10 protein-coding genes, 1 other RNA gene and 1 pseudogene are annotated in these 12543 nt (G+C 53.4%); 6 read left to right on the top strand and 6 right to left on the bottom strand.

The window, feature by feature from the left end; all coding sequences use genetic code 11:
• Nucleotides 1-100 precede the first annotated feature (100 nt).
• From maeB to grpE, 4 genes are all read right to left on the bottom strand, one after another.
• Nucleotides 101-2380, bottom strand: a complete 2280-nt coding sequence (gene maeB / locus HC231_RS19090; protein WP_208228287.1) for an NADP-dependent malic enzyme — start codon at nt 2378-2380, stop codon at nt 101-103.
• A gap of 204 nt (nt 2381-2584) precedes the next feature.
• Nucleotides 2585-3160 carry a GDP-mannose pyrophosphatase NudK gene (gene nudK, locus HC231_RS19095; RefSeq protein ID WP_208228288.1) on the bottom strand — a complete coding sequence of 192 codons (576 nt, stop codon included), beginning with the start codon at nt 3158-3160 and terminating at the stop codon, nt 2585-2587.
• Nucleotides 3161-3228: 68 nt separating this feature from the next.
• The gene (locus HC231_RS19100; protein WP_208228289.1) at nt 3229-4467 is read right to left on the bottom strand and encodes an Nramp family divalent metal transporter; all 1239 of its coding nucleotides are present in this window, start codon (nt 4465-4467) and stop codon (nt 3229-3231) included.
• Nucleotides 4468-4912: 445 nt separating this feature from the next.
• Nucleotides 4913-5503, bottom strand: a complete 591-nt coding sequence (gene grpE / locus HC231_RS19105; protein ID WP_208228290.1) for a nucleotide exchange factor GrpE — start codon at nt 5501-5503, stop codon at nt 4913-4915.
• A 132-nt stretch (nt 5504-5635) separates the two neighbouring features.
• Between grpE and nadK the strand changes: the two genes are divergently transcribed.
• The 3 genes and pseudogenes from nadK to bamE all read left to right on the top strand — a co-directional run bounded on the left by nadK (nt 5636) and on the right by bamE (nt 8904).
• Nucleotides 5636-6514 (top strand): NAD(+) kinase, encoded by an 879-nt coding sequence (gene nadK / locus HC231_RS19110; RefSeq protein WP_208228291.1) that lies wholly within the window; start codon nt 5636-5638, stop codon nt 6512-6514.
• Between the two features lie 85 nt (nt 6515-6599).
• Nucleotides 6600-8260 (top strand): annotated as a pseudogene (recN, locus tag HC231_RS19115) (DNA repair protein RecN).
• 308 nt (nt 8261-8568) lie between these two features.
• The gene (gene bamE / locus HC231_RS19120) at nt 8569-8904 is read left to right on the top strand and encodes an outer membrane protein assembly factor BamE (RefSeq protein ID WP_208228292.1); all 336 of its coding nucleotides are present in this window, start codon (nt 8569-8571) and stop codon (nt 8902-8904) included.
• A gap of 117 nt (nt 8905-9021) precedes the next feature.
• Here the strand turns inward: bamE and HC231_RS19125 are convergent, their stop codons facing one another.
• Nucleotides 9022-9306, bottom strand: coding sequence for an RnfH family protein (locus HC231_RS19125; RefSeq protein ID WP_208228293.1), 285 nt, complete (start codon nt 9304-9306; stop codon nt 9022-9024).
• Nucleotides 9299-9733, bottom strand: a complete 435-nt coding sequence (locus HC231_RS19130) for a type II toxin-antitoxin system RatA family toxin (RefSeq protein WP_208228294.1) — start codon at nt 9731-9733, stop codon at nt 9299-9301. Before HC231_RS19130 ends, HC231_RS19125 begins: the two co-directional genes overlap by 8 nt.
• Before the next feature lie 155 nt (nt 9734-9888).
• Between HC231_RS19130 and smpB the strand changes: the two genes are divergently transcribed.
• The 3 genes from smpB to HC231_RS19145 all read left to right on the top strand — a co-directional run bounded on the left by smpB (nt 9889) and on the right by HC231_RS19145 (nt 12330).
• On the top strand, nt 9889-10371 hold the full coding sequence (gene smpB, locus HC231_RS19135) for an SsrA-binding protein SmpB (RefSeq protein ID WP_208228295.1): 483 nt from the start codon (nt 9889-9891) through the stop codon (nt 10369-10371).
• 174 nt (nt 10372-10545) lie between these two features.
• Nucleotides 10546-10908: a transfer-messenger RNA gene (gene ssrA, locus HC231_RS19140) on the top strand.
• 180 nt (nt 10909-11088) lie between these two features.
• Nucleotides 11089-12330 (top strand): integrase domain-containing protein, encoded by a 1242-nt coding sequence (locus HC231_RS19145; protein ID WP_208228296.1) that lies wholly within the window; start codon nt 11089-11091, stop codon nt 12328-12330.
• Nucleotides 12331-12543: the final 213 nt, after the last annotated feature.

The raw sequence follows: 12543 nt of genomic DNA on the forward strand, positions 1-12543 counted from the left end.
TTTCGCTCCTCCCCTGATAAGGGGGAGGCCGGGAGGGGGTCATTAACGGCAATGTTTCGCCCGTTGTCAGCAGGCTCTTAGCTTTGTTGCCAGCCCGCCATTACAGCGGCTGGGTTTGCGCCTCAACCACCGCCAGCGCCACCATGTTAACGATGCGGCGCACCGAAGCGATTGGCGTCAGGATATGCACCGGCTTGGAAATCCCCATCAGTACCGGCCCGACGGTGACCCCTTCCGAGGAGGAAACCCGCAGCAGGTTATAGCTGATGCGCGCCGCTTCCATATTCGGCATGATCAGAATATTGGCCGATCCTTTCAGCGGGCTGTCCGGCATCTGCTCGCGGCGGATCGCTTCCACCAACGCGGAATCGCCGTGCATTTCGCCGTCAACTTCCAGCTCCGGCGCCAGTTTGTTAATCAGCGCCAGCGCCGCGCGCATTTTCTGCGCGGTCGGCGAATCCGATGTGCCAAAGCTCGAATGCGACAGCAGAGCGACTTTCGGCTCAATACCGAAACGACGTACGGTGTTCGCCGCCATCAGGGTGATTTCAGCCAGCTGTTCCGGCGTTGGATCGGGATTGACATAGGTATCGGTGATGAACGTATTTCCGCTTGGCAGCAGCAGCGCATTCATGGCGCCCGCTACATGCACGCCGTCGCGGTAGCCGAAGACTCTCTCCACCACGTCAAAGTGCTCTTCATAAGTCCCGATGGTGCCGCAGATCAGGGCGTCCGCCTCGCCGCGCAGCACCATGATGGAACCAATCAGCGTCGGATTACCGATCACTTCGCGCTGGGCTTTCTCCTGCGATACGCCGCGGCGCTTCATGATTTCGAAATACTCGCTCCAGTACTCTTTAAAACGCGGATCGGATTCGTTGTTGACCACCTCGAAGTCTTTACCGATGGTCAATTGCAGGCCCAGCTTTTGCAGACGCATTTCAATAACGTTCGGACGTCCGATTAATATCGGGAACGCCAGTCCTAGCGTCACCAGTTCCTGGGTTGCATGCAATACGCGGGGATCTTCCCCTTCGGCCAGCACCACGCGGCGGGGCTGCTTACGCGCCTGGGAAAAGACCGGTTTCATAAACAGGTTGGTTTTATAAACGAACTGGGTCAGTTTCTCGATATAGGCATCGAAGTCTTCGATCGGCCGCGTCGCCACGCCGGAATCCATCGCCGCTTTCGCTACCGCCGGGGCGATTTTGATAATCAGCCGCGGATCGAACGGTTTTGGTATCAAATACTCCGCGCCGAACGACAGATCCTGATCGCCATAGGCGGAGGCCACCACCTCGCTCTGTTCCGCCAACGCCAGATTAGCGATGGCATGAACGCACGCCAGCTTCATCTCTTCATTGATGGTGGTGGCGCCCACGTCCAGCGCGCCGCGGAAGATAAACGGGAAGCACAGTACGTTGTTCACCTGATTGGGGTAGTCGGAACGGCCGGTACAGATAATGGCGTCGGGACGCACTTCTTTAGCCAGCGGCGGCAGAATTTCCGGTTCAGGATTCGCCAGCGCCAGGATCAGCGGATTCGGCGCCATGGTTTTCACCATCTCCGGCGTCAATACGCCGGGGCCGGAGCAGCCGAGGAAAATATCGGCATCGGGAATAACGTCCGCCAGCTTGCGCGCGCCGTTATCGTCGATGGCGTAAGCGGCTTTGGTTTCCGCCATATTCTCTTCACGGCCTTTGTAAATCACGCCGCGCGAGTCGCATACTACGATGTTTTCGTGCTTCATACCCAGCGCCACCAGCAGGTTCAGGCAGGCAATGGAGGCCGCCCCGGCGCCGGAAACCACCAGACGCACCTCCTCGATCTTTTTCTCCACCACGCGCAGCCCGTTCAGCACCGCGGCGGTACAGATAATGGCCGTACCATGCTGATCGTCGTGAAATACCGGAATTTTCATCCGTTCGCGCAGCTTCTTCTCAATGTAGAAACATTCCGGCGCTTTGATGTCTTCCAGGTTGATACCGCCGAATGTCGGTTCCAGCGCAGCAACCACATCGATCAATTTATCGGGATCCAGCTCATCGACCTCAATATCGAATACATCAATACCGGAGAATTTTTTAAACAAGACGCCCTTCCCCTCCATCACCGGTTTACCGGCCAGGGCGCCGATGTTGCCAAGCCCAAGCACGGCCGTCCCGTTGGAGATCACCGCCACCAGATTGCCCCGCGCCGTGTACTTGTAGGCGGCCAGCGGATCTTCGGCGATCTCCAGACATGGAGCCGCAACGCCGGGAGAGTACGCCAGAGCGAGATCGCGCTGCGTCGCCAGCGGTTTCGTCGGCGATACCTGAATTTTCCCCGGAACAGGGAACTGATGGAAATCCAATGCGCTCTGTTTCAGTTGATCGTCCATTGTTACATCCTTTATCTGTTTTCGTTATGGATAGGGAGGGAGGTCACAGAGGGTCAGTATAGTGTGTGTGGTTTGTTAAACTTTGAAGGGCTGCAAAAACCGGAGTTTAATTTCGCTTAATATAGTTAATATAGTTAAATTACCACTGCGGCAATAAGCGCGGCGCAGTGGATTTCCCTGTCCTGCCACGCCTGAGTGAAGGAACTACGCAAACCATCCCCGAATATAAGCGTGCTGTAGCAGCATAATGGTCTTTGCATCTTTAATGCGCCCATCGTTGACCATTTCCATCGCCTGCGTGAAAGGCAACTCCAGCACTTCGATATCTTCATCCTCGACGCCGCCGCCCGAATTGTCATGATCGGATTCATCATATTCAGCGGCGAAAAAATATACGCGCTCCGTCACCCCGCCGGGCGACATGTAGGCATCAAACAGCTTTTCCACCTGACCGACCGCATAACCGGTCTCTTCTATCGCCTCATTACGGGCGCAGGCTTCCGGCGAATGGTTATCCAGCATGCCGGCGCAGGCCTCCAGCAACATGCCGCTTTCATTGCCGTTCAGGTAGGTTGGAATACGAAACTGCCGCGTCAGGATAACGGTTCCCTTACGCCGGTTATACAACAGGATGGTCGCCCCATCGCCTCGATCGTAAACTTCGCGGATCTGACGGACAGTGCCGCCATCCTTTGTTTTTAAATCAAAAACATACTTATGAAGGATAAACCAATGATCGGACAAAAGTTTCTTTTCGATAATGTTAATTGGCGACGACATAACTGAACCCATATAAAAAAGAATCAGTGTCTGATGATAAGATGTGACTTAGCGGAATGCACGCGCCGTCACAATCCAAAAGCCGTACTGACAAGCAGATGGGCGTTAAGCGATACGACAACAAAAACAATCACTTTCCCGGTATTTTGCACCAACCGGCTGTTCACCATATTCCCCATCAATTCCCGATTGCCGGTAAATGCCAGCAAAGGGATCAGCGCCAGCGCGATGCCAAAACTGAGGATAACCTGGCTCAACACCAATACCCGGGTAGGATCCATGCCGGAAAGAATAACAATAAATGATGGCAACATGGTTACGGTACGGCGCACCCACAATGGGATATGGAAGCGAACGAACCCTTGCATAACGACCTGCCCGGCCAACGTACCGACAACGGTTGAAGAGAGCCCGGCCACCACCAAACTCAGGCCGAAAATAGTCGCCGCCGCTTTGCCCAGTAAAGGCTCCAGCGTCAGATAGGCGCGATCCAGATCGACAATATTCTGATTACCGCTGAAATGGAAAGCCGCAGCGGCAGTCGCCATCATCGCCAGGTTCACAAACCCGGCGATGGTCATGGCGATGGCTACGTCGACTTTAGTGGCGGAATACCGTTCGGCTTTTGAGTGTTCCCCTTCGTGCTGCGTGAGGGATGAGTGCAGATAAATCACATGGGGCATAATCGTTGCTCCCAGCACTCCGGCCGCCAGAAAAACCGCGTCTGAAGTCGGCAGGCTGGGAATAACGATCCCTTTGGTCAGAGCGGCCAGCTCAGGCTGCGAGAACACCAGCTCGACAATGTAGGCCGCGGCGACAAACAGCAACAACCCGCCAATCACCATCTCCATCGGCTTCTGTCCACGCCGTTGCAGCATCAAAATCAGAAAGGTGGCGATACCGGTGAGGATGGCGCCTTCAAGCAAAGATACGCCCAACAGCAGTTTGAAGCCGATGGCGGCGCCGATGAATTCAGCCAGATCGGTCGCCATGGCGATGATCTCGGCCTGAACCCAGTAGATCCAGACGGCGGGCCGCGGAAAACGATCGCGGATTAGTTCAGCCAGGTTTTTACCGGTGGCGATGCCCAACTTGGCCGATAGCAGTTGAATCAGCATCGCCATAATATTGGCCCACACGACGACCCACAGCAGGGTATAGCCATAGGCGGCGCCGGACTGAATATTAGTCGCGAAGTTACCTGGATCGATGTAACCAATCGCCGCAATAAACGCCGGCCCCATCAAAGAAAGTTTAATTTTTCTCGATGTGCGGCTTGATGATTCGGCGACTCGGCTACCCGGCATAGTATGACCCTTCTAACTCTGTTGTTATATCACTCTCACAGAATCGATAATGATTATCAAGTGCATTTAGAATGGCGATACCAATTCTTTTAATAGGTAAAGATGATGATCTATCAAGACAATAAAAAACACTCTTTTAACAAAAAAACATTAACAAAATATAAACAAAAACCCCATGCCGAAGCATGGGGTCAGTGTGCCGGCAAAGGGCTTTCAAACATTGCCGGATCGTAGGGAAAGAGCAGATCCCCGCCTACTGCCGCGGGGAGGACAAATACATGCCCGCACGCATAAAAATGGATGCTTTGCCTATTAAGGCCTGCGTCATCACACGCATTTCCCGGCGCTTTCCAATCTCTCCAATACGTGCGTTATCCACCCGCAGCCCAGTCGCTTTCAGGCTGCGGAAAACAGACGCGTCAGCGAATTGAAGGATGAAGAATAATCACGCTTTCGCTTTGGATACCGCCACCATCGCCGGGCGCAGCAGACGGCCATTAAGCGTATAGCCCTTCTGCATCACCATCATGACGTGATTCGGCTGATAATCGTCAGACTCCAGCATGGTCATGGCCTGATGAACTTCAGGATTAAAGGGAACATTCACATCCCCAATCACCTCAATGCCGAACTTATGTACGGCATCCAGCAATGATTTCAGCGTCAGTTCAATACCTTCAACCATCGGAGCCAGCGCTTCGTTGGATTTATCAGCCAAATCCAAGGCTCGTTCCAGGTTGTCGATAACCGGCAGCATTTCGCTGGCGAATTTTTCCACCGCGTATTTATGCGCCTTCTCAACATCCATCTCCGCACGGCGGCGGATATTATCGGCTTCGGCCCGCGCCCGCAGTACGCTATCACGCTCACGCTGTTGCAACTCGCTCAATTGAGCCTCCAGTTCGGCGATACGCTCATCGCGTGGATCAGCAGCTTCCGCCGTTGTTGCTGACGCGCCTTCCTTTTGTTGCCCTTTTGCAGTATCCATTTGATCCAAGACTTGCTCGTCAGGCGTGTTCTGTTCTTTACTACTCATGAAATTCTCCGCGTTTTAGCATTAATCTCGCTAATTGCTTATTATGGGGATCAAAACCGGGGTTTCAAGGGAACCAGTCACATATTGGTTTTCCGCGATACCGGACACACTACGTCGAGGATAACGACAGCAATGAATAAACCGTTTAATTGCATCGGCATAGTCGGCCACCCGCGACATCCCACTGCGCTGGCGACCCATGAAATGCTCTATCATTGGCTGACCGGCAAAGGTTATTCGGTGCTTATTGAACAGCAGATCGCCCTCGAACTGAATCTGAAGGGCGCGCAGACCGGCAGCCTGGCCGATATCGGACAAAAAGCCGATCTCGCCGTGGTGGTCGGCGGCGACGGCAATATGCTGGGCGCGGCCAGAGTATTGTCGCGCTATGACATCCAGGTCATCGGCGTTAACCGGGGTAATCTCGGATTTTTGACCGACCTGGATCCCGATCATGCGCAGCAGCAGCTTTCCGACGTATTGAACGGCCGGTATATCAGCGAACGGCGTTTTATGCTGGAAGCGCATATTTGCCGCGCCAATCAGCCCAGCAGCAGCAGTACCGCCATTAACGAAGTGGTGCTCCACCCCGGCAAAGTGGCGCACATGATTGAATTCGAAGTCTATATCGATGATAGCTTTGCTTTCTCCCAACGTTCGGACGGCCTGATCATTTCCACGCCGACCGGCTCCACCGCCTACTCTTTATCCGGCGGCGGTCCGATCCTGACGCCCTCGCTGGACGCCATCACGCTGGTGCCGATGTTTCCCCATACGCTCTCGGCCCGGCCGCTGGTCATTAACAGCAGCAGCAGCATCCGGTTAAAGTTTTCCCATATCACCAGCGATCTGGAAATTAGCTGCGATAGCCAGATTTCACTTCCCATACAGGAAAAAGAAGAGGTGCTGATTCGTCGCAGCGAATATGCGCTCAACCTTATCCACCCTGAAAATTACAACTATTTCAATACGTTGAGCACAAAACTCGGCTGGTCTAAAAAATTATTCTAAAATCGCCGCTCATCGCTTTACTGTATATAAAACCAGTTTATACTGTATGAAAATACACCTTGTTATTACATACAGGAAAACTATCATGCTGGCGCAACTCACTATCAGTAACTTCGCCATCGTGCGTGAGTTAGAAATTGATTTTCAGGCGGGAATGAGCGTGATCACCGGGGAAACCGGTGCCGGTAAATCTATTGCTATCGATGCCCTCGGCCTGTGCCTGGGGAATCGTTCTGACGCCGGCATGGTAAGACCGGGCGCGTCCCGCGCGGATATCTGCGCTCGTTTCTCGCTGGTCGATACCCCAGCGCGCGCCGTTGGCTGGAACAAAATCAACTGGATGACAGCAATGAGTGCCTGCTGCGCCGGGTGATTGGCGCAGACGGCCGTTCACGCGGCTTTATCAACGGCACGGCCGTGCCGCTCTCGCAACTGCGCGAACTCGGCCAGCTTCTGATTCAGCTTCACGGCCAGCATGCGCATCAACTGCTGCTCAAACCCGACCACCAAAAGCACCTGCTGGATGCCTACGCCGATGAGGCCCAATTGCTGGAAGCCATGCAGCAAGTCTGGCGGCAATGGCACCAGAGCTGCCGTTCGCTGGCGCAGTTGCAGCAGGCCGCCATCGAGCGGGAAGCCCGGCGCGAATTACTGCAATATCAGTTGAAAGAGCTGAATGAGTTCGCACCGCAGCCCGGCGAATATGAACAGATCGACATCGAGTACAAACGCTTGGCGAACAGCGGACAACTGCTGGCGTTGAGCCAACAGGCATTACAACTGCTCAGTGAAGATGAAGAGCAAAATATGCTCGCCATGTTGCACAGCGTCAAACATCGGCTCAGCGAACTGGTCGGCATGGATGAAAGGCTGTCCGGCGTGCTGTCTATGCTGGAAGAAGCCGGGATCCAAATCAGCGAGGCCAGCGACGAACTGCGCCACTACAGCGAACAGATGGATCTCGATCCGATCCGGCTCTATGAGCTGGAACAGCGGCTATCCCGTCAGTTGGCGCTGGCGCGTAAACATCATGTTCCGCCGGAAGAGCTGCCGTCATTCCATCAACAGTTGCTGGAAGAGCAACAGCTACTGGAACAGCAGGAAAGCGATCATGAATCCTTGAGCAACGCGGTAAGCGAATATCATCAGCAGGCGTTGCACGTCGCCGAACAATTGCACATTCGCCGGCAGCATCATGCTAAAGAACTGGCGCAGTTGATCACCAACAATATGCATGAACTGGCTATGCCGCACGGCCACTTTACCATCGACGTAAAATTCACGCCGGAGTCCCTGACGGCCAACGGCGCAGACAGCATTGAGTTTCGCGTCACCACCAACCCCGGCCAACCGCATCAATCGCTGGCGAAAGTCGCCTCAGGCGGGGAGCTGTCGCGTATTGCGCTGATCATCCAGGTTATCACCGCGCGTAAAATGGATACGCCGGCGCTGATTTTCGATGAAGTCGATGTCGGCATCAGCGGACCGACGGCGGCGATTGTCGGCAAAATGTTGCGTCAGCTTGGCGAATCAACGCAGGTGATGTGCGTTACCCACCTGCCCCAGGTCGCCGGCTGCGGCCATCAGCACTTTTTTGTCAGCAAGCAAACGGACGGCGCGGAAACGGAAACGCTGATGCAGCCGCTTGATAAGCGCGCCCGGCTACAGGAACTGGCGCGTCTGCTGGGCGGCAGCGCCGTCACCAAAAATACGCTGGCGAACGCCAAAGAGCTTCTGGCCGCGTAAGGCTGGGCCTCTGAGATGGGACCAGTCATCGAATACCGAGCGTATTCGATGCGACGCGGAGCAAAACGGCCATCAAAAAGCGCTTGGAGCGTTTTTAAACGCCGCTTGCGGCGGCCCGGAGGGTGGCGGGCCGGGACAGTACGCCATAATAAAACGCCTGGAGCGTTTTCCGTTCCGCATCATGGCCGCCGCTATAAAAAATCCCAACTTTTTTGACTTACTGAGGTCATACAGGGGTCTTGTAGGTTTTCAATTCAGGCAAGGTCTATTATCATCGGCAACCTATGCCCTTAAGGAATGTAATCACTATGCGCTGTAAAACGCTGACTGTCGTCGCCGCGGTGGTTGTTATGCTAACTGCCGGTTGTTCCACGTTAGAGAAAGTGGTTTATCGGCCGGACATCAATCAGGGAAACTATCTGGCTCCAGGTGACGTCGCGAAAATTCATACCGGAATGACCAAACAACAGGTTGCTTACACTTTGGGAACGCCAATGATGCAGGATCCCTTCGGCAGCGATACCTGGTTTTATGTATTCCGCCAACAGCCGGGTCATGAATCCGTAAAACAGCAGGCCCTGACGCTAACCTTCAGCTCAGAAGGCGTGTTAACCAATATCGATAACAAACCGACGCTGAATTAATTTTGCGATAATCCATTGAATATAGAGAAAATCCAGCGCGGCGAAGAGCCTCTATTTTATCAGGATAAGGTTTCCGCCGTGTGGATGAATAGCAATAAGAGTAAGGCACAAGGTGCCTTATTTTTTTGTACGCTCGGCACGTTGACGGCGCAGTTCTTTCGGATCGGCAATTAGCGGACGGTAGATCTCAACGCGATCGCCATCATTGAGGGTATCGGTCAGTTTCGCCGCTTTGCTGTAAATACCGACTTTATTGGTCTGCAAGTCGATGTCTCTTCGCAGTTCCAGCAGCCCCGAAGCAACGATCGCCTGCTTGACGGTACTCCCTTCCGCCAACGTTATCGTACGCAAGTATTGGCGCTCTGGTAATGCATAGATCACCTCAACGCGAATATCAGGCACTGTAGACCTCTTTGGCGCGCTGGGTGAACGCTTGCACCATATTCCCCGCCAGCTCCTTGAAAACTTTACCGAAAGCGAGTTCAATCAACGCATTGGTAAATTCAAAATCAAGGTGCAGTTCCACTTTGCAGGCATCATTGCTTAGCGGAGTGAAATGCCAGTCTCCGCTTAGCTGACGAAAAGGACCGTCAACCAATTGCATGTTAATATTCTGATTATTGGTCAGCGTGTTGCGAGTGGTAAATGTCTTGCGAATCCCCGCCTTGGAAACATCAACCGCGGCGGTCATTTCGTCTGGCGTGGCGGAAAGCACCCGGCTACCGGTGCAACCCGGTAGAAAAGCAGGATAAGAAGAGACATCATTCACCAATTGATACATTTGCTCTGCACTGAATGGCACCAGAGCAGAACGACTTATTTTCGGCATATCATTTTCCGTGAGTCATAAAACGCGCAAAATAATAGCACTGATAAGCCGTCAGACAAAAATTCTGCGCGCGCTATCGCACGATATCATCAACGCTGACCCAGACATTCGACAGGGATTTCATTCCCTTTTACATCCAGTATAATGACGGCACTATGAAAAAGAAAAAAGCGTACAAACCCGGTTCCGCTACCATTGCGCAAAACAAGCGTGCCCGCCACGAATACTTCATTGAAGAGGAATTTGAGGCTGGTCTTTCGTTGCAAGGTTGGGAAGTAAAATCACTGCGTGCGGGCAAGGCCAACATCAGCGACAGCTATGTAACGTTCCGTGACGGCGAAGCATATTTATTCGGCGCCACCATCACACCGCTCAACGTCGCCTCTTCGCATGTTGTTTGCGATCCGACGCGCACGCGCAAACTGTTGCTTAACAAACGGGAGCTCGATTCCCTGCTGGGCCGCACCAGCCGTGAAGGCTACACGGTGGTCGCCTTATCCATGTATTGGAAGAACGCCTGGAGCAAAGTCAAAATCGGCGTAGCGAAAGGTAAAAAAGATCACGACAAGCGTGATGATATTAAAGAACGCGAATGGAAATTAGACAAAGCGCGTATCATGAAGAACGCAAACCGCTAAGCCGATTTCCAATAGATTTCAAGGTGCGGGAAGGCGGCAAGCGAACGAATCCCGATGAGCTTACGCCAGTAAGTGATTCGGGTGAGTGAACGTAGCCAACGCACCAGCAACTTGAAAGATGAAGGGAATATAGCTTAAGTAGGGTAAGTTCTGATATACTAACGAAAGTTTCTTGGGGCTGATTCTGGATTCGACGGGATTTGCAAAGCCCTAGGTGCATGCCGAGGGGCGGTTGGCCTCGTAAAAAGCCGCAAAAAAATAGTCGCAAACGACGAAAACTACGCTTTAGCAGCTTAATAACCTGCTCTGAGCCCTCTCTCCCTAGCCTCCGCTCTTAGGACGGGGATCAAGAGAGGTCAAACCCAAAAGAGATCGCGTGGATGTCCTGCCTGGGGCTGAAGCGTTAAATTCAATCAGGCTAGTTTGTTAGTAGCGTGTCTATCCGCAGCTGGCAGGCGAATGTAAAGATTAGACTAAGCATGTAGTACCAACGGTAGAGTAATTCCGGACGGGGGTTCAAATCCCCCAGCTCCACCAAATTTTGTTCTATAGAACGCCAAAGAAGTCCACTAAGCCCGCATGGCTCAAGCCCTGCGGGCTTTTTTACGTCTGCTGGGTGCTGTGGCCATCTTGTGGCTTCCACAACTTTTAGGTACCTTCTTAGGTACCCGAAAGGCAGGTACCCATCCAGCGGGTACCTAAATGATGGAGGTACCTATGGCACGGTTAACAAAACCCCTCACCGATACGGAGATCAAAGCCGCCAAACCACAGGAGGCGGATTACACACTGCATGACGGCGACGGTCTGCAACTGCTAATCAAAAGCAGCGGCAGGAAAGTCTGGCAGATGCGCTACTACCGGCCTTTAACCAAAAAGCGCGCAAAACTGACTTTTGGCCCTTATCCCGAAGTCACTCTGGCCGACGCCCGGCAACGCCGGACAGCGGCCCGCGCCCTGCTGGTAAAAGATATTGACCCCTATGAACACCAGCTTTCATTGCGCAAGCAAGCGCTGGAAATCCAATCCAACACCTTTAAGGTCGTTGCCGAACGCTGGCTACAGTTAAAAAAGAGCAGCGTCACCGCCGACTATGCCTCCGATATCCGGCGCTCCCTAGAAAAGGACATCTTCCCCGCCATCGGCGATATCAGCATCACAGATATCAAGGCGCGCACGCTGGTGCAGGCTATCCAGCCGGTGCAAGCCAGAGGCGCGCTGGAGACGGTAAGGCGGTTATGCCAGCGGATTAATGAAGTGATGATCTATGCCATGAACGTTGGTCTGATCAATGCGGCGCCCAGCGTCAATATCAGCAAGGCGTTCGAGAAACCGCAGAAAAAGCACATGCCCAGCATCCGCCCGGATCAACTGCCGCAACTGATGCAAACGATGCGGCTGGCAAATATCGAGTTGCCGACCCGCTGCCTGTTTATGTGGCAGCTTCTCACCCTCACCCGCCCGGTCGAAGCCGCTGAGACGCGCTGGCAAGAGATCGATCTGGATGCTAAAGAATGGCGCATTCCGGCCGAACGCATGAAAATGAAGCGGGTACATATCGTTCCGCTGTCAGAACAGGCGTTGGCGATTCTGGCGCTAATGAAGCCCTTAAGCAGCCACCGGGAATATGTTTTCCCCAGCCGCATTAAGCCGTTACAGCCAATGAATAGCCAGACGGTCAACGCGGCGCTGAAACGCGCCGGATTAGGCGGCATTCTGGTATCACACGGCATGCGGTCAATCGCCAGCACCGCGCTCAATGAGCAAGGCTTTCCGCCCGATGTCATCGAAGCCGCCCTCGCCCACGTAGATAAAAATGAAGTACGCCGGGCCTATAACCGCAGCGATTATCTGGAACAGCGCCGCCCCATGATGCAATGGTGGGCCGACTTTGTGAAAGCGGCGGACAACGGCAGTGTGCTGGAAGGCGGGATCCGGGGACTCAAAGCGATTGGGTGATTATATGAGGCCGTGTTTTTCTCCCGCCTCACACCATAAGCAAGTGATGGTGTGAGGCGGGAGACGCGTTATTTTTCGTTCATCGTCAATGGACAGGTGCTCAATCCCGCGTCTTTAGTAACTCTTAAGATAAAGTCACTTATCGGATGCTAAAAAGGAAGAAATTAAACAATATGCCTTAGTCAGAACAAACGATTTCATCGCCTCTGACGG

Source organism: Brenneria izadpanahii, from assembly GCF_017569925.1.
Classification (GTDB): domain Bacteria; phylum Pseudomonadota; class Gammaproteobacteria; order Enterobacterales; family Enterobacteriaceae; genus Brenneria; species Brenneria izadpanahii.